Source organism: Nocardia amikacinitolerans (assembly GCF_900215415.1).
Classification (GTDB): Bacteria; Actinomycetota; Actinomycetes; order Mycobacteriales; family Mycobacteriaceae; genus Nocardia; species Nocardia amikacinitolerans.
On record NZ_OBEG01000010.1, the window covers coordinates 12,906 to 34,196 of the forward strand.

22 protein-coding genes are annotated in these 21,291 nt (G+C 70.4%); 16 read left to right on the forward strand and 6 right to left on the reverse strand.

The window, feature by feature from the left end; all coding sequences use genetic code 11:
- Positions 1-86: 86 nt before the first annotated feature.
- Positions 87-839: an NUDIX hydrolase gene (locus CRP45_RS32000; protein WP_067793298.1), complete on the reverse strand. Its 753-nt coding sequence runs from the start codon at positions 837-839 to the stop codon at positions 87-89.
- A gap of 76 nt (positions 840-915) precedes the next feature.
- Between CRP45_RS32000 and nadA the strand changes: the two genes are divergently transcribed.
- From nadA to CRP45_RS32020, 4 genes are all read left to right on the forward strand, one after another.
- Positions 916-1,959 (forward strand): quinolinate synthase NadA, encoded by a 1,044-nt coding sequence (gene nadA / locus CRP45_RS32005; protein ID WP_097248480.1) that lies wholly within the window; start codon positions 916-918, stop codon positions 1,957-1,959.
- 100 nt (positions 1,960-2,059) lie between these two features.
- Positions 2,060-3,745 (forward strand): L-aspartate oxidase, encoded by a 1,686-nt coding sequence (locus CRP45_RS32010; RefSeq protein WP_097248375.1) that lies wholly within the window; start codon positions 2,060-2,062, stop codon positions 3,743-3,745.
- A gap of 58 nt (positions 3,746-3,803) precedes the next feature.
- Complete coding sequence (nadC, locus tag CRP45_RS32015) at positions 3,804-4,664, forward strand: carboxylating nicotinate-nucleotide diphosphorylase (protein ID WP_097248376.1); 861 nt, start codon at positions 3,804-3,806, stop codon at positions 4,662-4,664.
- 183 nt (positions 4,665-4,847) lie between these two features.
- Entirely contained in the window at positions 4,848-5,333 is a 486-nt protein-coding gene (locus CRP45_RS32020; protein ID WP_067793292.1) for an aminoacyl-tRNA deacylase, read from the forward strand.
- 20 nt (positions 5,334-5,353) lie between these two features.
- Here the strand turns inward: CRP45_RS32020 and CRP45_RS32025 are convergent, their stop codons facing one another.
- Both CRP45_RS32025 and CRP45_RS32030 read right to left on the reverse strand, forming a co-directional pair.
- Positions 5,354-5,992 (reverse strand): GNAT family N-acetyltransferase, encoded by a 639-nt coding sequence (locus CRP45_RS32025; protein ID WP_097248377.1) that lies wholly within the window; start codon positions 5,990-5,992, stop codon positions 5,354-5,356.
- A 51-nt stretch (positions 5,993-6,043) separates the two neighbouring features.
- A complete protein-coding gene (locus CRP45_RS32030; RefSeq protein WP_245910658.1) occupies positions 6,044-6,493 on the reverse strand; it encodes a MarR family winged helix-turn-helix transcriptional regulator in 450 nt (149 codons plus the stop codon).
- 106 nt (positions 6,494-6,599) lie between these two features.
- Here CRP45_RS32030 and CRP45_RS32035 point away from each other — a divergent pair, with 106 nt between their 5' ends.
- Positions 6,600-8,234 (forward strand): MFS transporter, encoded by a 1,635-nt coding sequence (locus tag CRP45_RS32035; RefSeq protein WP_097248378.1) that lies wholly within the window; start codon positions 6,600-6,602, stop codon positions 8,232-8,234.
- Between the two features lie 379 nt (positions 8,235-8,613).
- On the opposite strand, the gene CRP45_RS32040 is transcribed toward CRP45_RS32035, so the two are convergent.
- Positions 8,614-9,792, reverse strand: a complete 1,179-nt coding sequence (locus tag CRP45_RS32040; RefSeq protein ID WP_097248379.1) for a winged helix DNA-binding domain-containing protein — start codon at positions 9,790-9,792, stop codon at positions 8,614-8,616.
- A gap of 76 nt (positions 9,793-9,868) precedes the next feature.
- On the opposite strand from CRP45_RS32040, the gene CRP45_RS32045 reads away from it, so the two are divergent.
- Positions 9,869-10,732, forward strand: a complete 864-nt coding sequence (locus CRP45_RS32045; protein ID WP_097248380.1) for an arylamine N-acetyltransferase family protein — start codon at positions 9,869-9,871, stop codon at positions 10,730-10,732.
- A gap of 60 nt (positions 10,733-10,792) precedes the next feature.
- Positions 10,793-12,541, forward strand: a complete 1,749-nt coding sequence (locus CRP45_RS32050; RefSeq protein ID WP_097248482.1) for a penicillin-binding transpeptidase domain-containing protein — start codon at positions 10,793-10,795, stop codon at positions 12,539-12,541.
- A gap of 98 nt (positions 12,542-12,639) precedes the next feature.
- Here CRP45_RS32050 and CRP45_RS34840 read toward each other — a convergent pair whose 3' ends face one another.
- Positions 12,640-12,822: a hypothetical protein gene (locus CRP45_RS34840; RefSeq protein ID WP_245910679.1), complete on the reverse strand. Its 183-nt coding sequence runs from the start codon at positions 12,820-12,822 to the stop codon at positions 12,640-12,642.
- Between CRP45_RS34840 and CRP45_RS32055 the strand changes: the two genes are divergently transcribed.
- The 7 genes from CRP45_RS32055 to hisH all read left to right on the forward strand — a co-directional run bounded on the left by CRP45_RS32055 (position 12,742) and on the right by hisH (position 19,318).
- Entirely contained in the window at positions 12,742-14,244 is a 1,503-nt protein-coding gene (locus CRP45_RS32055) for a serine/threonine-protein kinase (protein WP_245910672.1), read from the forward strand. The genes CRP45_RS34840 and CRP45_RS32055 overlap by 81 nt on opposite strands.
- Before the next feature lie 106 nt (positions 14,245-14,350).
- Positions 14,351-14,953, forward strand: a complete 603-nt coding sequence (locus tag CRP45_RS32060) for a maleylpyruvate isomerase family mycothiol-dependent enzyme (protein WP_245910659.1) — start codon at positions 14,351-14,353, stop codon at positions 14,951-14,953.
- 79 nt (positions 14,954-15,032) lie between these two features.
- Positions 15,033-15,449, forward strand: coding sequence for a hypothetical protein (locus tag CRP45_RS32065; RefSeq protein ID WP_097248382.1), 417 nt, complete (start codon positions 15,033-15,035; stop codon positions 15,447-15,449).
- Between the two features lie 116 nt (positions 15,450-15,565).
- Complete coding sequence (hisD, locus tag CRP45_RS32070; protein ID WP_067793275.1) at positions 15,566-16,903, forward strand: histidinol dehydrogenase; 1,338 nt, start codon at positions 15,566-15,568, stop codon at positions 16,901-16,903.
- Positions 16,900-18,033 (forward strand): histidinol-phosphate transaminase, encoded by a 1,134-nt coding sequence (locus CRP45_RS32075; RefSeq protein ID WP_097248383.1) that lies wholly within the window; start codon positions 16,900-16,902, stop codon positions 18,031-18,033. Before hisD ends, CRP45_RS32075 begins: the two co-directional genes overlap by 4 nt.
- A gap of 20 nt (positions 18,034-18,053) precedes the next feature.
- Complete coding sequence (hisB, locus tag CRP45_RS32080) at positions 18,054-18,686, forward strand: imidazoleglycerol-phosphate dehydratase HisB (protein ID WP_097248484.1); 633 nt, start codon at positions 18,054-18,056, stop codon at positions 18,684-18,686.
- On the forward strand, positions 18,683-19,318 hold the full coding sequence (gene hisH, locus CRP45_RS32085; RefSeq protein ID WP_097248384.1) for an imidazole glycerol phosphate synthase subunit HisH: 636 nt from the start codon (positions 18,683-18,685) through the stop codon (positions 19,316-19,318). Before hisB ends, hisH begins: the two co-directional genes overlap by 4 nt.
- Before the next feature lie 89 nt (positions 19,319-19,407).
- Here the strand turns inward: hisH and CRP45_RS32090 are convergent, their stop codons facing one another.
- The gene (locus CRP45_RS32090; RefSeq protein ID WP_097248385.1) at positions 19,408-19,929 is read right to left on the reverse strand and encodes a nuclear transport factor 2 family protein; all 522 of its coding nucleotides are present in this window, start codon (positions 19,927-19,929) and stop codon (positions 19,408-19,410) included.
- A 101-nt stretch (positions 19,930-20,030) separates the two neighbouring features.
- Between CRP45_RS32090 and CRP45_RS32095 the strand changes: the two genes are divergently transcribed.
- Both CRP45_RS32095 and priA read left to right on the forward strand, forming a co-directional pair.
- Entirely contained in the window at positions 20,031-20,483 is a 453-nt protein-coding gene (locus tag CRP45_RS32095; protein ID WP_097248386.1) for a MarR family winged helix-turn-helix transcriptional regulator, read from the forward strand.
- A 73-nt stretch (positions 20,484-20,556) separates the two neighbouring features.
- Positions 20,557-21,288 (forward strand): bifunctional 1-(5-phosphoribosyl)-5-((5-phosphoribosylamino)methylideneamino)imidazole-4-carboxamide isomerase/phosphoribosylanthranilate isomerase PriA, encoded by a 732-nt coding sequence (gene priA, locus CRP45_RS32100; protein ID WP_067793361.1) that lies wholly within the window; start codon positions 20,557-20,559, stop codon positions 21,286-21,288.
- The last annotated feature ends 3 nt before the right edge of the window (positions 21,289-21,291 follow it).

Genomic DNA, 21,291 nt, shown 5'->3' on the forward strand with positions numbered 1-21,291 from the left:
GACCTCCTGCCATATAAACATAGATCGAATCTTACTTTTTCTCATTCTAACTTCGCGACCTCCCGTGGACCGGGCAGGCGGCCGGATCACTCGGACCGGGGGCGGAGGGCGGCGAATTCGTCGGTGACGCGGAGACCGGAGTCGGTGAAGCGGTAGACGGCGGCGGGGCGGCCGCCCGCGCGGCCGGGGGCGGCGGTGGCTCCGGTGGGGGTGATCACCTTGCGGCGCGCGAGGACGCGCTGGAGGTTGGTGGTGTCGACGTCGTAACCCAGTGCCGCACAGTAGATTTCGCGCAGCGTCGACATGGTGAACGCGGACGGGGCGAGCGCGAAGGCGATATTGGTGTAGGAGAGCTTGGCGGCCAGCCGGGTGCGAGCGTGGTCGACGACCGTGCCGTGATCGAAGGACATCGCGGGCAGCGCCGAGACCGGATGCCACGCGGTGTCCTCGGGCAGCTCCGGTTCGGCGGTCAGCGGAACCAAGCCGAGATAGGCCGACGCGATGCGGCGCGGGCCTGGCACGCGGTCCGGGTCGCTGAAGACCGAGAGCTGCTCGAGGTGCGTCAGCTCGCGCACGTCGACCTTCTCGGCCAGCTGGCGGCGCGCCGAGGCGTCCAGATCCTCGTCGTCGCCGAGCCGCCCGCCAGGCAGCGACCACGTGTCCTTCTGCGGGTCGAGCGCGCGCTCCCACAGCAACACCGCGAGCTCGGTGCGCTGATCGGGCGGGCACGGGCCCATGACACCGCTCGCAGCGCTCTGACCTGAGCCTTTGTCTGCGGGGAAGCGGCGAACCTGGAACACCGCGGTGAGCGATTCGTGGATGGTGCTACTATGGGCCACGTTTTCGATTGTAAGTCGAAAACCTGGTTTGGTGCGAATCGGCGGTGTTGCCGGCCGCACGAGGAAGGGAGCCATCATGGCGACGACGGGTGCGAAACTGGCGCCTCCGCTGATGGGGCAGGTATTCGACGGGCCCTCGGGCTACACGGGTGTCGCGGCGACGCCCGAGTGGGCGCAGGAGGTCAAGCGTCTCGCGCGGGAGCGCAACGCGACCATTCTCGCGCACAACTACCAGCTGCCCGAGATCCAGGACGTGGCCGATCACGTCGGCGACTCGCTGGCGCTCTCGCGGATCGCGGCCGAGGCGCCCGAGGACACCATCGTCTTCTGTGGCGTGCACTTCATGGCCGAGACCGCGAAGATCCTCAGCCCGGAGAAGACCGTGCTGATCCCGGATCAGCGCGCGGGCTGCTCGCTGGCCGACTCGATCAGCGCCGACGAGCTGCGCGCGTGGAAGGCCGAGCACCCGAACGCGGTCGTGGTGTCCTACGTGAACACCACCGCCGAGGTGAAGGCGCTCACCGACATCTGCTGCACCTCCTCCAACGCGGTCGACGTGGTCGCCTCCATCGATCCCGACCGCGAGGTGCTTTTCCTGCCGGACCAGTTCCTCGGGGCGCACGTCAAGCGCGTGACCGGCCGGGCGAACATGGAGATCTGGGCGGGCGAATGCCACGTGCACGCGGGCATCAACGGCGACGAGCTCACCGAGCAGGCGCGCAGCCACCCGGACGCGGAGCTGTTCGTGCACCCCGAGTGCGGCTGCGCCACCTCGGCGCTGTACCTCGCGGGTGAGGGCGCCTTCCCGGCCGACCGGGTGCACATCCTGTCCACCGGCGGCATGATCGACGCCGCCAAGGCTGCGAAGTCGACACAGGTCCTGGTCGCCACCGAGGTCGGCATGCTGCACCAGCTGCGCAAGGCCGCCCCCGGCATCGACTTCCAGGCCGTCAACGACCGCGCCTCCTGCAAGTACATGAAGATGATCACCCCGGCCGCGCTGTTGCGCTGCCTGGTGGACGGCGCCGACGAGGTGCACGTCGATCCGGAAACCGCGGCGCTCGGCCGCGATTCGGTGCAGCGAATGATCGCGATCGGCAATCCGGGCGGCGGCGAGTGAGCCGACGCCGACGACATGCGGCGGGCGCGTAGCGGCGCCGCATGACCTCGGCGGGTGCGGCGATGTTCGCGCCCGAGCTCGGAACGAGAGGCTGGCGGAGATGAATGCTCCGGTAATCGAGTGGGAGGCCTCGGCCGACCTGGTGGTGGTCGGCGGCGGGGTCGCCGGACTGACGGCGGCCCGCACCGCGTCGCTGCGCGGGCTGCGGGTCCTCGCGCTCAGCAAGGGCGGCCCGATCGATACCTCCACCCAGTACGCGCAGGGCGGCATCGCCGTCGTGGCGCCGCACGGTGATTCGATCGAGTCGCACGTGCGGGACACGGTGGAGGCGGGCGCCGGGCTGTGCGAGACGAGCGCGGTGCGCGCCATCGTCGAGGGCGGGCAGGCGGCCGTCGCGGCGCTGACCGACCTCGGCGCGGTGTTCGATCTCGGTCGCGACGGCCAGATCTCGCGCACCAGGGAGGGCGGGCACAGCACGCGCCGCATCATCCACGCGGGCGGTGACGCGACCGGCGCGGAGGTGCAGCGCGCCCTCAACGCGGCGGGTCTGCCCGTGCTGTTCGGTGCGGCGGCCTGCGAGGTGGTCACCGGCCCGAGCGGGGTGCAGGGCGTGATCGCGGTGTCGGACAAGGGTTTCGGTGTGGTGCACACCCCGGCCGTGCTGCTCGCCACCGGCGGGCTCGGCCAGCTCTACGCGCTGAGCACGAATCCGGCAGGCGCGACCGCGGACGGCGTCGCGCTCGCGCTGTGGGCGGGTGCGGCGGTCGCGGACCTCGAGTTCGTGCAGTTCCATCCGACCGTGCTGTACACGCCGGGCGGGCTTGGGCGTCGGCCACTCATCAGCGAGGCCGTGCGCGGCGAAGGCGCGACCCTCGTTGATGCCGAGGGCAATTCGGTGACGGCAGGGGTGCATCCGCGCGGTGATCTCGCGCCGCGCGATGTGGTCTCCAGGGCCATCGCCGCCAGGATGCGCGAGCTCGGCACGGATCACGTCTTCCTCGACGCCCGGGCGATCGACGGTTTCGCGCAACGTTTTCCGACGATCACCGCGTCCTGCCTTGCCGCGGGGATCGACCCGCGCGCCTGCCTGATTCCCGTCGCGCCCGCGGCGCACTATCAGTGCGGCGGTGTCGTCACCGATGCGCACGGCCGGACCGGGGTGCCCGGACTGTACGCGGCGGGTGAAGTGGCGCGGACCGGGTTGCACGGCGCGAATCGGTTGGCGTCCAACAGCCTTCTCGAGGGTCTGGTCGTCGGCGAACGAGCCGGTGCGGCGGCCGTGGAGCGCCTCGGCGCGCCCGCGGAGGTCACCGACGTGCGGCCGCGGACCATGCCACGGGTGCCGCGCGCGGCGCTTCAGCAAGTGATGACCGCGCACGCCGCCGTGGTGCGGGACAGGGACGGGCTCGCGAGCGCGACGGCGACCTTGGAACGCGCTGTGCTGCGCGGCATGTCGAGCCGCTTCGCCGCGGACAGTGCCGTCGTGCCGCCCGCACCGGAGGATCTGGCCGCGCGCCGGATCGCCGAACTGGAGGACGGCGCGCTGACGCTCACCGCCCGCGTGCTGCTGCTCGCCGCGGCGGCCCGCACCGAAAGCCGGGGCTGCCACACGCGATCCGACCATCCCGAGCCGAACGAGGCGCTGCGGCACAGCATTCCGATTCGCCTGGACGCCGACGGACGACCCGACGTGTTCCTGGCAGGCGGCTCACCGGAAGGGGAACCGCTGGCTTCCCGCCTGGCCGACGACCCCGAGGCCCCGGCGCTGACCCTGGCGGTTCCGTGAACGCCGATATCGACTTTCGCCCGCGCCCGTCGCGGGCCGACAGAGGAGGAGTGCGTTGATGGCGCTGGACGCCGCACTGGACCGCGACGAGGTGCTCGCGCTCATTCGCACCGCGCTGGACGAGGATCTGCGCTACGGACCGGACATCACCACGATGGCGACCGTGCCCGCCGACGCGGCGGTCAAGGCCTCGGTGGTCTCCCGTCAGCCGGGCACCGTCGCGGGCATCGACGTGGGGCTGCTGGTGCTCGACGAGGTGATCGGCGCGAGTGAGTACGAGATCACCGAGCGGGTGGCCGACGGGACCCGGGTGCGCGCTGGCGACGTCGTGCTCGGCGTCGTCGCGCCGACGCGCGGGCTGCTGACCGCCGAGCGCACCATGCTCAACCTGATGTGCCACCTGTCCGGCATCGCCACCGCCACCGCGGCGTGGGTCGACGAGGTCGAGGGCACCGCGTGCGCGATCCGCGACAGCCGCAAGACGCTGCCCGGCCTGCGCGGCCTGCAGAAGTACGCGGTGCGGGTCGGCGGCGGGGTGAACCACCGGATGGGGCTGGGTGACGCGGCGCTGATCAAGGACAACCACGTCGTCGCGGCGGGTTCGGTGGTCGACGCGCTGCGCGCGGTGCGCGAACTGGCGCCCGATCTGCCCTGCGAAGTGGAGGTCGACAGCCTGGAGCAGCTCGACGCCGTGCTCGCCGAGAACGTGGAACTGGTACTGCTGGACAACTTTCCCCTCTGGCAGACCCAGGCCGCCGTGCAGCGGCGCAACGCCGTCGCACCGGGGACCAAGCTGGAGTCTTCGGGCGGGCTGACCCTGGAGATGGCGGCCGATTACGCGCGCACGGGTGTCGACTACCTCGCGGTCGGGGCGTTGACGCACTCGGTGCGGGTGCTCGACCTCGGTTTGGACATGTGAGCGGACGCGGCCGCAGGTAGGCGCGCGGTCGTTGGTCGCTCCCTGGCAACCCGATCGCAAATGGGGGTCGGCAATCGACGGCAAAAGGCGCAAACTTACTCGTAGAACGGCTTGACGCGGTTCATCCGACTGGCGTTGTCGCCGGGACCCGGTGGCGTGCCAGCAAACGAGTGGAGGTACGCGATGTCCATGTCATCGACGGTGGAAGAATGCCTGCGCGATGCGGGCGTCGAATACGAGGTCGTGCGTCATCCGCACAGCTACACCAGCGCCCATACCGCGTCGGTGGCCAACATCCCCGCGGATCGTCTCGCCAAGACGATCATGCTCGAGGACGATCAGGGCTACGTCGGCGCGGTGCTGCCATCGACCCATCACCTGCGCCTGTCGAAACTCTGGGCGCAGACCGGACGGCATCTGGTCCTCGCCAAGGAGTCCGAGCTTCGCTCGGTCTTCAAGGACTGCGAGGTCGGCGCGATCCCGGCCGTCTGCACCGCGTACGGCGTGCAGACGTTGATGGACGAAAGCCTCACCACGGTGCCCGACGTCTATTTCGAGGCCGGGGATCACGAGGAACTCGTCCACCTGCGGACGGATCAGTTCATGCGGCTGATGGAGCGGGCGGAGAAGGCGCACTTCGCCAAGCGCGGGGGAGGTCCTCCGGAGTGAGTTTCCGTTTCGAGCGCTGATCAGAGGGCGCGGACCATTGTTCGCTGATGCACCGGCTTGCCCCGATGGCGCAGGCCGGGGACCAGCGGCGCCGGGCCGTGCTCGGTGAAGCCCGACCGCTCGAAAAACCTTACGGCGCGGGTGTTTTCGACCAGGGTCTGGAGGTGGCAGCCGGGGGATCCGGCCGCTGTGGCGTGCTCGAGGAAGCGCGCGATCAGTCCGTCGGCCGCGCCGGTGCCCCTGCCCTCCTCGGCCACGTTGATGTGCAGGTGCGAGGGCCAGCGCGGGTCGGTGAAGTCGCCCGCGGTGGGTTGGCGGCGCAGCTTCGCGACCGATGCGTCCAGTGCGGCGCGCGCGAAGAACGCGGCGGGTCCGCGCCGGAACACCAAGCGGTACCGGCGAATCGCCGCTTCGATGCGCTCGTCTTCGCTGGGGAACGCCGCGCTGTCCACGCAGCCCGCGAGGTAGCCGACCAGCGCGCCGTCGCGCACCGCGACGAACAGCGATTTCGGTTCGATGTCCAGGTAAGGGTCGAGGTACACCGCCGCCTCGGATTCCGCGTGCCCCCACAGTGATTCGGTCGGTGCGCCCGCGCCGGCGCGGCGGGCGAGGGCGCGCAGCTCGTCGCGATCGGACTCGGTGAACCGGCGAATCTCCACGGCACCCAACGTACCGCCGCGAAGGAGTTCAGCGTCTCCGAGGCGTGGGTGTCAGCTCGTCAAGCTCGCGGTCAGCCGACGCAGCAGCGTCTCGAACTGATTCAGGATCTCGGGCGGGTACTCGGCGAGGATCGCGTCCTGGCGTTCGTTGCACGGGCGGAAGAATTCGTCGGCACGCTCCTTGACTTGCGCGCTTGCGCGCAGCGTGACCACCCGCCGGTCGGTGTGCTCGCGGGTGCGGGTGATGTACCCGGCGTCTTCCAGCCGGTTGAGCAGCGAACTCATCGCGCCCGAGGTCAGCGCGATGCGCTTGCTCAACAGCGCCGGTGAGATCGGCGTGCCGAGCGACTCCGCGGAGGCGATCTCCAACAGCGCGAAGGCGTCGGTGGAATGCACGCCGAGTTCCGCGGCGAAGCGGCGGCCGAGCTCGGCGAAGCTCGCGCCGTAGGACAGCAGGCCGGCGGCCAGCCGTTCGCGTTGCGCCGCATGGTCGTTCGACACCCGCACTCCTTTCGCTCGATGAGCACGAGCCCGTGCCCGCACGGATTGACAACTTACCCGGTCGCGGAATAACTTCATCATAAAGTAACTTGATGATGGAGGTAAATTGTCAGCCGAAACCGATACACCCTCCGCCCGGCGCTGGTTCGGGCTGATCGCCGTCTCGTTGGGTGTCGCGCTGATCGTGGTGGACCTGACGATCGTCAACGTGATCGTCGCCCCGATCATCGACGACCTGGGCATCACCTCGATCGAGGCGCAATGGATCCAGGAGTCCTACGCCATCGTCTTCGCGGCGCTGCTGTTGGTCACCGGTCGCCTCGCCGACTTGTACGGTGCGCGAAGGCTTTTCGTGATCGGGTTGGTGATCTTCGGCGCGACGAGCCTGCTGGCCGCCGCGGCGCCGAGCGGAGGCGCGCTCATCGCCGCCCGCTTCCTGCAGGGCGTCGGCGGCGCGATGATCCTGCCGACCTCGCTGGCCTTGGTGAACGCGGGTTTCGCGGGTCCGGCGCGCGCCAAGGCGTTCGCGATCTGGGGTTCGACCATCGGCGCCGCGGCGGCGGTCGGCCCGCTGCTCGGCGGCTGGCTGGCCGACTTCTCGTGGCGGTGGGCGTTCGGGATCAACATTCCGCTGGTGCTCGTCATCGTGGCGGCGGTGCTGCGGTTCCTGCCGGATCGGCGCGGTACGGAGGCCGTCGACGGTTCCGCGCACGGCCGGAGGGAAGTCGGCGGCGGACTCGATCTGCGCGGTGCGGCGTTGTCGGTGCTGGGGCTCGGGCTGCTGTCGTTCGCGTTGATCGAAGGACGTCATTACGGGTGGGTGCGCACGATCGAGCCATTGGTCGTCGGGGAGATCGCCTGGCGCGGTGGACCGTCGCCGGTGCTCGTCGCGTTCCTCGTGGCGGTCGCCGCGCTGGCGCTGTTCTGGCGGCGGCAGCGTCGGCTGGTGCGCACGGGCGGTGAACCACTGCTGGATGTTCGGCTGTTCGGGATCGCCTCGTTCCGCAACGGCAATGTCGTCACGCTCGTCGTGGGTGTCGGCGAATTCGGGATCATCGCGGTGCTGCCGCTGTGGATGCAGTTCACCCTCGGCTACACCGCCTTCCAGACGGGGCTCGCGCTCGCCGCGCTGGCGGTCGGCAGCTTCTTCGCCAGCGGGGCGAGCTTCTCGATGACCGCGTCGGCGATGGCGCAGGTGCGCATCGGCTTGCTGCTGGAGGCCGCGGGGCTGGCGTTGCTTGCGTTCGTCGCGGCCGTGAATACCCCGTGGTGGGCCATCGTCCTCGCGCTCTTCGTCTACGGCGTCGGCGTCGGCTTCGCGACCGCGCAGGTGACGAACGTGGTGCTCACCGAAGTGCCCGCCGAACGCGCCGGCCAAGGCTCTGGCATCCAAAGCGCCGCAAGGGAACTCGGCTCCGCCCTCGGTATCGCCGTACTCACCACGCTGTTCTTCAGCGTGCTCGGCAACGACCTGCGCGATCGCCTGGTGGAAACCCCCGGCGCCGACGGCCTGACCGACGCCGTCACGGCCAGCGCCGGATCGGCCATCCCCGCACTGGCCGCGGATCCCGCCACCGCCCCGATCGCCGCGGCCGCCCGCGAGTCCATGTCCTCGGGTCTAGCGCTCACCGCCTACGCCTGCGCGGGGCTGCTCCTCTTGGCCTTGGCCGCGACCGTGTCCATTCGCCAGCGTCCGGAGCCGGCTTCGACCCCTGCGGTCGACGAACCCGCCACTCCCTGAGTCCGGCACACGGTCACCCGTCCCACAAGGTGCGGCCTTGTGGGACGGGTGCACGCTGCGGTCCATGGGCGGGTCCAGGGCAAGTCGCAGTGCTTGCTTGTCGGACTCGGGCGCGGCTCCTCGCTCGCAGCCGCCAGATCCGGACAGGGATGGTTGCGCACAGCGGTGCGAGCGCCTGTCCGCGGCGTGCCATGCGGTGGTCGGTCGCTTCGCAGACCTTTGGACGCTTTGTAGGCCATTGAGACGTGTGGAGGTATGCGGAGGTATGCGACAGCGCGCATCATCGGGACGCCGGGCGAGGGAAGTGCGGCTGATCGCGGTGCGGAGACGTCCCACCCGAACGCGTGGTCACGAGTAGGGGTGCCTGCGGTCCGCGGCGTCAGGCGGTGAGTTCGCGTTCCAACGGGGTGCGGAAGCGCGGAATGGCGCGGACGGAGCCGAACCACTTCGCGGTGCGGTTGGCTTCGGATTCGATGCGGGACTCCGCTTCGGAGCCGATGTCTTCCAGGAGGCGCCAGACGATCTCGCCGTCCTTGCGCTGGGCCCAGCCGCCGACGATGCGGCCGTTCCACCAGAGGGTGGGGCCGATGTTGCCGTTGCGGTCGAAGAGGGCCGCGGCGTGCTGGCCGAGGTACCAGTCGCGGGACTGCCAGCCCATCGGGGTCGGGTCGAGCGCGGGGAGGAGGGCGGCCCAATCCTCGGGCGGCGGAACGGGTTCGAGGTCGTCGGCGAGGACAAGGCCGGGTGTGCCGTCCAAGTCGACCTCCGCCACCTCCAGCCGGGCAAGCGCCTTGCGGACCTCGGCCAGTGACCAACCCGTCCACCATTTGAGGTCGCTGAGCGGGGCCGGGCCGAAGGCGGCCAACCACTGGCGCACCAGTTCGGCGCGTGCCTCGTCGGCGGGCATGTCCGCGACGCCCTCGGGCAGCCACGATTCGACTGGCGCCCACAGGTATTGGCTGCTCGCCCAGCTGCCGTTCGGCCGCCCGCGCACGATGCGACCCTCGCAACCCAGGGTGACCAGCACCCAGGTGGTGATGTTGGTCGGCTTCGAATACGCCTTGTCCGGTGCCGGATTCACCTGGGTGCGCAGCCGCGGCACGTCCTTGCCGAGCTGCGCGCCGGTGGCGGCGCCGCGAGCGAGCAGCGCGCGGTGGGTCTCCTCCTCGACCTCGGCCCACCAGCTCGCGACATCGCCGTCGCCGACTCCGGCCTGTTCGAGGAAACGCCCGTAGGTCTTGCGTTGCTTGTCCGCCAACGCGTTCGCGCACGCGGCCTGGAGCACCAGAACCAGGTCGACGGGCGCGACGAACATGGTCCGGCGCATCGCGAGCATGCGCAGCAGCGTCCGCTCGTCGTACAGCGCGCGCTCCACGCCGGCGGGTGTCGCAAGCAGGCTGCGCGCGCCGAGGGAAAGGAACACCGTGGCCGGGTCGGTGGCGTGCAGAACCACCAGCGACCTCGCGATATCCGTGATGTCGTCGGTGCGGTGCGCGTCCGCCAGCCGGTGCCGCACTCCCAGTCGCGCACGCCGCTCGGCGGCATCTATCGAACGCATAGGCGAATACTAATCGCGGAACACTTCCCGCCGGTCGTCGGTTGTTCGGTTCGACAACGACGAAGAGAGGCGTGAGATGAGCAAGCCGGCGGATGCCGCATACCACTGGAACGGCGCGGAGTTGGACCTGGACGCCTATCTGGACAGGATCGGCTTCGACGGCGAACGCGCCCCCACCCTCGCGACGCTGCGCGAACTCGTCCGCCTGCACACCACCGCCATTCCGTTCGAGAACCTGGAGCCGGTGCTCGGCCGCCCGATCCCGCTGGACCTGGCCACTTTGCAGGACAAGCTGGTGCGCCGCCGTCGCGGTGGCTACTGCTACGAGAATGTCGGGCTCTTCGCCGCCGCGCTGGAACGCCTCGGATTCGGGGTCACCGGACTCAGCGGCCGGGTGACGATGGGCTCCGGCGGATTGCGCCCCGCGACGCACGCCCTGCTGCGCGTGACGACCGCGGACGACGACCGCGTCTGGATCTGCGACGTCGGGTTCGGTTCGGGCCCGCTCGAGCCCTTCGAGCTGGTCGAACGTCCCGGCGAGTTCGCCTTGGGCCAGTGGCGATTCCGACTCGAACGCACCGTCGGCGAGCTGGACACCGATCTGTGGGTGCTGCACCAGTTCGGTCGCGACGGCTGGATCGACCGCTACACCTTCACGACCACCCCGCAGTACCGCATCGACTTCGAGGTCGGCAACCACTTCGTGTCCACCTCGGCCCGCTCGCCGTTCACCGCGCGCCCGTTCGTGCAGCGCTTCCTGCCTGACGTCCACCACGTGCTCGACGGCCTGAATCTCGTCACCGAACGCCCCGACGGATCGAGCGAGACCCGCGAGCTGGAGCCCGGCGAACTGCCCAAGATCCTGGAAGAGGTCTTCGACATCGAAGTCGATCCGGCCGACGCCGCCGAGCTGAGCACGGCACCCTGGCTCGACCGCTGACCGCGACACCGTCGGCGCGGGTACGCCGCGCCGACGGACGGTTTGGGTACCGTCGGCTGGGTGCGCACCCACCGGAAGCTCCTGGTCCTGTCCGCAGCGCCCGTGCTCGCCCTCGCCGCGTGCGGTTCCGGGCCCGAACAGCCGGACACCGTGGCCGGTCAGTTCGCCGACGCGCTGAACCGCGACGACGTCGCCGCGGCGGCCGGGCTCACTGACGACCCCGCCAAGGCGACCGACACGCTGAATCAGCTCTACGACGGTCTCGGCAAGGAGGTCACCTTCGAGGTGCGCTCGACCGACGGGAACGGGTTCACCCTCGCCGCCACCTGGCACCTGGGCAAGGGCGGCAGGAACGAGTGGAGCTACACGACCGTCGGCGAGGCCGCCGAGAACGGCGAATGGAAGATCCGCTGGGATCCCGCCACCGTCGCGCCCGGCTTGGCCGCGGGCCCGTTGACCTACGGACTCGCCTTCGCCAAGCCCGCTCGCGTCCTCGACGGCGCGGGCGGCGATCTCATGACCGAACAGATCGTCACCCTGGTGAATCTCACGTCCGGCGTGGACACCGCCGCCGTCGCGGCCCTGCTCGCGCCGCTGGCCCCGGGCATCACCGCACAGTCCCTTGACGCGGAACTCGCGGCCGCGCAGGGCAAACCGGTCACCGCGATCACGCTGCGCGCCGCCGACATCGCGCCGATCAACGACGCGCTCGCCGCGCTGCCCGGCGTCACCCTCGCACCGCAGACCCGGCTGCTGACCGTCGACAAAGCGCTGTCCTCGCCGACCATGACCGGCATCGCCGAGCTGTGGCAGCAGAACGCCGACGAGGCGGCGGGTTGGGCGGTGCGCGCCAAGACGCCCACCGGCACCGAACGCATCGCGGGTGCGGATCCGCGCCCGACCGCCGACATCGCCACCACGCTGAGCACCGGATTGCAGCGCGCCGCCGAGGACGCCCTCGCCCCGATAGCCCAGCCCGCGGCGATCGTCGCGCTCCAGCCCTCCACCGGCAACGTGCTCGCCATGGCGCAGAACGCCGCCGCGGACGCGCAGGGACCGATCGCGCTGACCGGCCTGTACCCGCCGGGCTCGACCTTCAAGACGGTGACGGTCTCGGCCGCGCTCCAGGCGGGTGAGGTGAACCCCGACACCGTGTTGCCCTGCCCCGGCTCCGCGGACATCGAAGGCCGCCGAATCCCCAACGACGACAACTTCGATCTCGGTCAGGTCCCGCTGCACACCGCCTTCGCCCGCTCCTGCAACACGACGATGGGCATGCTCGGCGTGCAGCTGCCGCCGGACGGGCTTACCAAGGCCGCCGCCCAGCTCGGGCTCGGCATCGACTACGTCACACCCGGCTTGACCACGGTCACCGGCAAGGTGCCCACCGCCGACACCCCGGCCGAGCGCGTCGAGTCCAGCATCGGTCAAGGACAGGTGACAGCGTCGCCGTTCGGCATGGCGTTGGTCGCCGCCTCGATCGCGCGCGGCTCGGTGCCGACGCCGACCGTGGTGCAGGGCAGGCCCGGCGTGGCGGATCGGCAGCCGGAGCCGCTGCCCGGAACCGTCGACGACCAGCTGAAGACCATGATGCGCGAGACCGTCACCGGCGGCACCGCGACGCAGTTGCGCGACATCCCCGGCCTGCTCGGCAAGACCGGCACCGCGGAGTACATCGACGACACGCACGCGCACGGCTGGTTCGTCGGAATCGACGGTGACCTGGCCTTCGCGGTGTTCGTCGCCGACGCGGGCAGCTCCGCTCCGGCGGTGGAGGCCGCCGGTCGGATGCTGCGCGCCCCGCGATAACCTTCTGCGTCTGCTGTTCGGGCGATTTGGGCGGCGGATATATCCCGGCTGGCGCGGACCGCGTTCGGTGCGCCCGCTACACTCGTCGGCGGGCCGCGTCAGCGGTCAATATGCGGGATGTCACGATTTCGAGAAGGTTCGGAGTAGGCGCCATCGATACCGGTCAGTTGATCGCGGAGCATTACCGCCTGGTCGAGCGGATTGGTAGCGGCGGCACAGGTGTCGTCTGGCGTGCCACCGACGAGCGACTCCGGCGTTCCGTGGCGATCAAGCAGATCCACATAAAAGCGAGCCTGCCGGAGGCCGAACGCGACATCGTGCGCCAGCGCGCGACCCGCGAGGCCAGGAACGCGGCGCGCTTCCAGCACCCCAACGCGATCGTGGTGTTCGACATCACCGAGCACGAGGGCGACCCGTGTCTGGTGATGGAGTACCTGAAGTCGCGCAGCCTGGCCGCGGTGCTCTCCGCGCAGGGCACGCTGCCGCTGACCCAGGTCGCGCGCATCGGCGAGCAGGTCGCCTCGGCGCTGATCGCCGCGCACCAGGCCGGCATCGTGCACCGCGACGTGAAGCCGGGCAATGTGCTGCTCGACGATCACGGCACGGTCAAGATCACCGACTTCGGTATCTCCCGCGCCACCGGCGACGTCACGCTCACCGAGACCGGCCTGATCTGCGGCACCGCCGCCTATCTCGCGCCCGAGGTGGCCCGCGGCGCCGATCCGACGCCCGCCGCCGACGTGTTCTCCCTCGGCGCCACGCTCTTTCACGCGCTGGAGGGCGAACCGCCCTACGGCGCAAGCGCGAATCCGCTCGCGGTGCTCTACGCGGCGGCCAACGGTCAGGTGAGCCAGCCGCGAAACGCGGGGCCCGCCACCGATTTCCTGCTCGCGCTGCTGAACCCGGACCCGGAGGAACGGCCGAGCATGCGCGTCGCGCGCGACACTCTCGCCGCCTTCGCCGACTCCGGCGCCAACCCGGTGCCGGTCGGATTCGTCCCGGCCAGTGAGACTTTCGCGCGCCAGTCGGCCTCGGAGGCGGCGACGCGCGCGCTGCGCACGCCGGTGCCGCAGCCGACCCACCAGCCGACCGAACGGCACGTCCGTCCGCTGCCTCCGCCGCAGCACGCCGCCGCGCACCCGAACACGGCCGCGCACCCGAGGACGGCGGCCCAGCCGCGTCCGGCGTCCGGCTCCTCGGCGGGCAAGCGGCGCGCGGTGCTCATCGGCGGCGTCGTCGGCGCGGTGGTGGCCGTCGCCGCGCTGCTGATCGGCAGCCTGAACCAGTCGGACTCGAATTCCCCTGCGGCGCAGGCCACTCCGCCGTCCGCGAGCGCCACCGCCTCCGGCAAGGCGACCACGACGGCACCGGCGCTCGGCCGCACGCCGAGCGCGGGCACCGTCGAGTGGGGACCGGCCGGTCAGCTGATCGTCGACTTCTACAGCAACCCGAGCGGGTCCTGGTCGCTGCTCACCCCTGCGGCGCAGAAGGCCTACGGCGGGGAGCAGGCGTTCCGCGACTACTGGGGTTCGCGCATCGTCGACACGTTCTCCAGCATCCAGGCGGCCACCGGCTCCAACAACGCCGACGGCTCGGTGGACATGCGGCTTGGCAACCTGACGGTGGAGGGCGAGTCCAAGCAGCTGGTGCTGCGGGTCGTCGACAGCGGCGGGCGGCTGCTCATCGACAGCGAAACCCGCTGAGCCGCGGCGGGTCCGTCGCGCAGGGGTCTCGGTTAGGGGCGCCGGCGAAACAGCTTGGCGCGATTGTGTATATCGCCGCTCGCTTGCGGCCGAGTAGGCTTCCGGCATGACGATCAGGGGGATGCTGGCGGAGGAACGCGCCGAGCTCATCGCGTTGCTGCGCGACCTGCGCGCGGAGGAGTGGGAGGCGCCGTCGCTGTGCACGGGGTGGACCGTGCGGGACGTGGTCGGGCATCTGCTGTACGACACCATCGCGCCGCTGACCTACGGGGGCATCGTCGTCCGGTGCGGGTTCTCGATCGACCGGGTCAACGATCGGCTGGTCCGTAAGACGCGGACGCTGTCGACCGACCGGCTGATAGACGAGTTCGAGAATGCCGCGGGCAAGCTCTCCCAGTTCGGTCCGGCGCTGGTGCTTGCCGATTTGTTCGTGCACCAGCAGGACATTCGACGCCCGCTCGGCCGCACCCGCGCGATCCCGGTCGAGCGGATGCGTTACCTGGTCGAGCATCCCGACCCGTTCGTCCGGCCGGGGCGACGTACGAAGGGGCTGCGGCTGGTGGCCACGGACTTGGACTGGGCCGACGGCAGCGGGCCAGAGGTGCGCGGGCCTGCGGAGGCCCTCACTCTCGCGATGGTCGGGCGTCCGGTGGTGCTCGACGAGCTCGAAGGCGAGGGGGTCGCCGAATTGCGCCGTCGCTCCGCGTGAGCGTCGCGTTCGGCAATCCGGCAGGCGGAGCGCGGTTCGGCGCGACAATGAGGTTCGACACCGGCGGGAGGAGAGACGAATGGCGGCGCAGCTCGTCGAACTCGGGGTCCTGGTCGGGACCTGGGAGGTGAACAGCCCGCAGTTCCCCGGTCCGCCCGGCCGCACCGTCGTCGAATGGCTGGCCGACGGTGCGTACCTGCTGCTGCGCGACACCGTGCCGGAGCCGGGTCCGAGCGGAACCTGGGTCATCGGCGCCGATGACGACGAGCAGGGACTCACCGTGTTGCACCACGACGAACGCGGGGTGTCCAGGGTCTATCGCAGCGCCTTCGGCGGCGGGCACTGGCGAGTCTGGCGGGACGCCCCCGGCTTCTCGCAGCGATTCACCGCGACCCTGGACGAGACGGGGACGACCCTGCGCGGGGCCTGGGAGACCTCGGCGGACGGCGCCCGCTGGGAACACGACTTCGACCTGATCTACCGCCGAATCGGCTGAAGAGGGCGCTCCGGCCGTGCGCGGGCTACGGGCGGACTGGCGTCCGGCGGCGTCCACTAGGCTGGTAGCGGCAACTTTCCTGTTGTGACCAGCTGGAGACAAGGATCGACACCGACATGACATCCCGCATCGAGCTCGCCCGCGTCGACTTGCGCGGTCGTACTCCTTCCGCTGCCGAGCTGCGCTCCGCGCTGCCGCGCGGGGGAGTCGACGTGGACTCGGTGCTGCATCAGGTGCGTCCGGTGGTGGAGGCGGTCCGCGACCATGGCGTCTCGGCGGCGCTTGAGTTCGGTGAGCGGTTCGACGGTGTGATTCCGGCGACCGTCCGCGTCCCGCGGTCCGAGCTGGTGAAGGCGCTCGACGAGCTGGACCCGGCGGTGCGCGCCGCGCTGGAGGAATCGATCGCGCGGGCTCGCGCGGTGCACGCCGATCAGCGCCGCACCGACACCACCACGGAGGTGGTGCCCGGCGGCACGGTCACCGAACGCTGGGTGCCGGTGGAGCGGGTCGGGCTGTACGTGCCCGGCGGCAACGCCGTCTACCCGTCCAGCGTGGTGATGAACGTGGTGCCCGCGCAGACCGCGGGCGTCGGTTCGCTGGTGGTTGCCTCGCCGCCGCAGTCCCGGTTCGGCGGGCTCCCGCACCCGACCATCCTGGCCGCCGCGCAACTGCTCGGCGTCGAGGAGGTGTGGGCCGTCGGCGGCGCGCAGGGCGTCGCGTTGCTCACCTACGGCGGCGTCGACACCGACGGCGCGGAACTCGAGCCGGTCGACCTGATCACCGGTCCTGGCAACATCTACGTGACCGCGGCCAAGCGGCTGTGCCGCGGCCTGGTCGGCATCGACGCCGAAGCGGGCCCGACCGAGATCGCCATCCTGGCCGACGCCACCGCCGATCCGGCGCACGTCGCGGCCGACCTGATCAGCCAGGCCGAGCACGACGTGCTGGCGGCCAGCGTGCTGGTCACCGACAGCGTCGAGCTCGCCGACGCGGTGGACGCCGCGCTGAGCACCCAGATGACCGTCGTCAAGCACGGGCACCGGGTGCGAGAGGCGTTGACCGGCAAGCAGTCCGGCACCGTGCTCGTCGACGACATCGACCAGGGCCTGCGCGTGGTGAACGCCTACGCGGCCGAGCACCTGGAGATCCAGACCGTCGACGCGTCCGCGGTCGCGGCCAGGGTGCGCAGCGCGGGCGCGATCTTCGTCGGCCCGTACGCGCCGGTCAGCCTGGGCGACTACTGCGCGGGCTCCAACCACGTGCTGCCCACCGCGGGCTGCGCGCGGCACTCGTCCGGACTCAGCGTGCAGACCTTCCTGCGCGGCATCCACGTCGTCGAGTACACCGAGGCGGCGCTGAAGGATGTCGCAGGGCACGTGGTCGCGCTGGCCAACGCCGAGGATCTTCCGGCGCACGGCCAGGCCGTCACGGTGCGATTCGAGACGCTGTCATGACCGGTCAGCTCGTCGCGCCCGGGTCGGCCATCGGCCTGGACGATCTGCCGCTGCGCGAGAACCTGCGCGGCAAGAAGCCTTACGGCGCACCGCAATTGACCGTTCCTGTGCAACTGAACACCAACGAGAACCCGCACCCGCCGAGCCGCGCCCTCATCGACGACGTGGCCGAGTCCATCCGCGCCGCCGCCGCCGACCTGCACCGCTACCCGGATCGCGACGCGGTGGCGCTGCGCACCGACCTGGCGAACTACCTGACCCGCCAGACCGGCGTCACGGTGGATACGGCGAACGTCTGGGCGGCCAACGGTTCCAACGAGATCTTGCAGCAGCTGCTCCAGGCTTTCGGCGGACCGGGCCGCAGCGCACTGGGTTTCGTGCCGTCCTACTCGATGCACCCGATCATCTCCGAGGGCATCGACACCGAGTGGGTCGAGGCAAAGCGCAATGCCGACTTCTCCCTCGACATCGACTACGCGCTGGCTGCCATCGCCGAACGCAAGCCGGACGTGGTCTTCGTGACCAGCCCGAACAACCCCACCGGACACAGCATTCCGCAGGACGACCTGGTGCGCATCCTCGATGCCGCGCCAGGCATCGTGGTGGTCGACGAGGCCTACGGCGAGTTCTCGGCGGCGCCGAGCGCGATCGCGCTGATCGACCGTTTCCCGGCCAAGCTGGTGGTGAGCCGCACCATGAGCAAGGCCTTCGCGTTCGCGGGCGGCCGCCTCGGCTACCTGGTCGCCGCGCCCGCGGTGATCGACGCGATGCTGCTGGTGCGGCTGCCGTATCACCTGTCGGTGGTCACCCAGGCCGCCGCGCGCGCGGCCCTTCGGCACGCGGACGAAACCCTCGGCAGCGTCGCGGAATTGGCGGCGCAGCGCGATCGGGTCGCGGCCGCGCTCGCCGAGCTCGGCTTCGAGGTGGTGCCGAGCGACGCCAATTTCGTGCTGTTCGGCCGGTTCACCGACGCGGGCCGCGCCTGGCAGCGATACCTGGATCGCGGCGTGCTCATTCGCGACGTCGGTATCCCCGGCTATCTGCGCGCGACCATCGGCCTCGCCGCCGAGAACGACGAGTTCCTGCGCGTCAGCGGTGAGCTGGCGGCCACCGAACTCACGCCCCGATGAACCCCGTGGAGGACACACCGATGACCAGAACCGCGCGGGTCGAGCGCATCACCAAGGAATCCAGCATCGTCGTCGAACTGGATCTGGACGGCACCGGCAAGACCGAGATCTCCACCGGCGTCCCGTTCTACGACCACATGCTCACCGCGCTCGGTGCGCACGCCAGCTTCGACCTGACCGTGCGCGCGGAGGGTGACATAGAGATCGAGGCGCACCACACGGTGGAGGACACCGCCATCGTGTTCGGCCAGGCGCTGGGCAAGGCACTGGGCGACAAGTCCGGCATCCGCCGCTTCGGCGACGCCTTCATCCCGATGGACGAGACCCTCGCGCACGCGGCGGTCGACGTGTCGGGACGGCCGTACTGCGTGCACACCGGCGAGCCGGAACACCTTCTGCACGCGGTGATTCCGGGCAGCCCGGTGCGTGGCCGTTCCGAGCCGGGCGCGCCGTACTCGACGGTGCTCAACCGTCACGTCTTCGAGTCGATCGCGCTCAACGCCCGTATCGCGCTGCACGTGCGGGTGCTCTACGGCCGCGACCAACACCACATCACCGAGGCCGAGTTCAAGGCGGTGGCGCGGGCGCTGCGCGCGGCCGTCGAGCTCGACCCGCGGGTGAGCGGTGTGCCGTCGACGAAGGGAACGCTGTGACAACGAAATCCGTCGCCCTGCTCGACTACGGCTCCGGCAACCTGCACTCCGCGGAGCGGGCGCTGGTGCGCGCGGGTGCGCGCGTCGAGGTGACCGCCGATCCCCAGATCGCGCTGGCCGCCGACGGTCTCGTGGTGCCCGGCGTCGGCGCGTTCGCGGCTTGCATGGCGGGGCTGCGCGAGGTGCGCGGGGAACGCATCATCGGCCAGCGCCTGGCGGGCGGGCGTCCGGTGCTCGGCATCTGCGTCGGCATGCAGATCCTGTTCGAGCGCGGCGTCGAGTTCGGCGTCGAGACCGAAGGGTGCGCCGAATGGCCCGGCGTGGTGGAGCGGTTGTCCGCCCCGGTGCTCCCGCACATGGGCTGGAACACCGTGTCGGCGCCGTCGGACAGCGTGCTGTTCAAGGGCATGGACGCCGACACCCGCTTCTACTTCGTCCACTCCTACGCCGCCCAGACCTGGGACCTCCCCGCGAGCGAGCACTTCGCCTCCCCGAAGCTCACCTGGGCCGAACACGGCGTGCCGTTCCTCGCCGCGGTGGAGAACGGCGCCCTGTCCGCCACCCAGTTCCACCCGGAGAAGTCCGGCGACGCGGGAGCTCACCTGCTGCGCAACTGGATCGACTCCCTCTGACCCGCAGCTTCCACACACTTCGTGTACGCCTCGCATAGCCACCGCCTGTGTGAGGAGTGCACGAAGTGTGTGCCAGCACCCCGACACACTTAGAACCGCGTACCGATGGCCCACTGCGGCGTGCTCTGCACCCGGGAGAGCCGCCATCCCTCCGCGGTTCGCACGGCGTCGAAGCTGTAGATCTCGCCGAGGGTGTACTTGGGCTCGGTCAATGTACCCTCCGCCGCGGGCGCGAAGGTGGCCAGCAGGTTGGCGCGCACGGCGGCCGTGTCCCCGCGCACGTCGACGATCACATTGCTGATGAAGTGCTGAATCTTCTTGTCCGCGGAGTGACTTCGGCCCGCCTGCGCGATCATCGCGTCGACTCCTCGTGCGGTGCCGCCGGGCGTGCTGGCGGTGGCGTCGGCGGTGTAGATCTCCCGGAAGTCCTCGAACGCGCCTTCGTCCAGCACTTGGCCGAGGCGGTCGACGAGTGCGGTTATGTGGTTGCGGTCCAACAGCTCTCGGATCTCCCGCCGCTCGGGGTCGGCGGCCGTCGAGGTGGACGAGCAGGCGGCCAGCACCGCGATCGACAGCAGGGCGAGGGGGAGGACGAGGCTGATCTTCTTCATGGCGATGGCCTTTCGTATCGAATGTTGGCGTCTCCAACGTTGGTAAGTCCAACGATATAGAATGTTGGTCGCGCCAACAAGTGGGTTGCTAGATTGGTGCCATGGAGATCGCGCACAATGGCGTCGCGGGCAGGCTGCGTGCGCTGCCCACCCGGCTGATCAACCAGGTCGCCCTCGTGGCCGACCGGGCGACGGAACGGGCGCTGGAAGACACCGGGTCGCGCCGACACCACTACGCCCTGCTCACCACGCTGCGCGAGTTCGGTCCAGCGAGCCAAGCCGATCTCGGCCGCCGCACCCGCATCGATCGCAGCGACATCGTCGCGGCGCTCAACGATTTGGCCGACCGCGGTTTCGTGGAACGCAACCCCGACCCGGGCGATCGCCGCCGCAACATCGTCACCCTGACCCGCTCCGGCGCACGCCATCTCGACGATTTGGACGGTCGCCTCGACACCGCGCAGGACGAATTGCTCGCCGCGCTGTCCGCCGCCGAGCGCCGCCAGCTGGTCGGCCTGCTCACCCGGATACTGGACGATCACTCGCGATCTTGACCGGCGGCGAGCTCGTCGGTGTTTCCGCAGGCCGGAGGTGGGGCGCGGGGAGTGGCCGACTATGCTGCTCGGAGTGAGTCTTGTGCTGCTACCTGCCGTCGATGTCGCCAATGGAGAAGCCGTGCGCCTGGTCCAGGGGGAGGCGGGCAGCGAGACCAGCTACGGCTCGCCCCGCGACGCCGCACTGGCCTGGCAGGAGGCGGGCGCCGAGTGGGTGCACCTGGTCGACCTGGACGCGGCGTTCGGCCGCGGCTCCAACCGCGAACTGCTCGCCGAGGTGGTCGGCGAGCTCGACGTGCGGGTCGAGCTGTCCGGCGGCATCCGTGACGACGAATCCCTCGAGGCGGCCCTGGCCACCGGCTGCGCCCGCGTCAACCTCGGCACCGCCGCGCTGGAGAACCCGGTGTGGTGCGCCAGCGCCATCGCCAGGCACGGCGAGCGCATCGCCGTCGGCCTCGACGTGCGCATCATCGACGGCGAGCACCGGCTGCGCGGCCGCGGCTGGGTCAGTGACGGTGGCGACCTGTGGGAGGTGCTCGAGCGCCTGGAGCGTGACGGCTGCTCGCGCTACGTGGTCACCGACGTCACCAAGGACGGCACCCTGACCGGCCCGAACCTGGACCTGCTTCGCGACGTGTGCGCGGCGACCGACGCCCCGGTGGTCGCCTCCGGTGGCGTCTCCACGGTCGAGGACCTGGTCGCCATCGCCGGGCTGGTGCCCGACGGCGTGGAGGGCGCGATCGTCGGCAAGGCGCTGTACGCGGGCCGGTTCACCCTGCCCGAGGCACTCGCCGCGGTGCGCTGACCG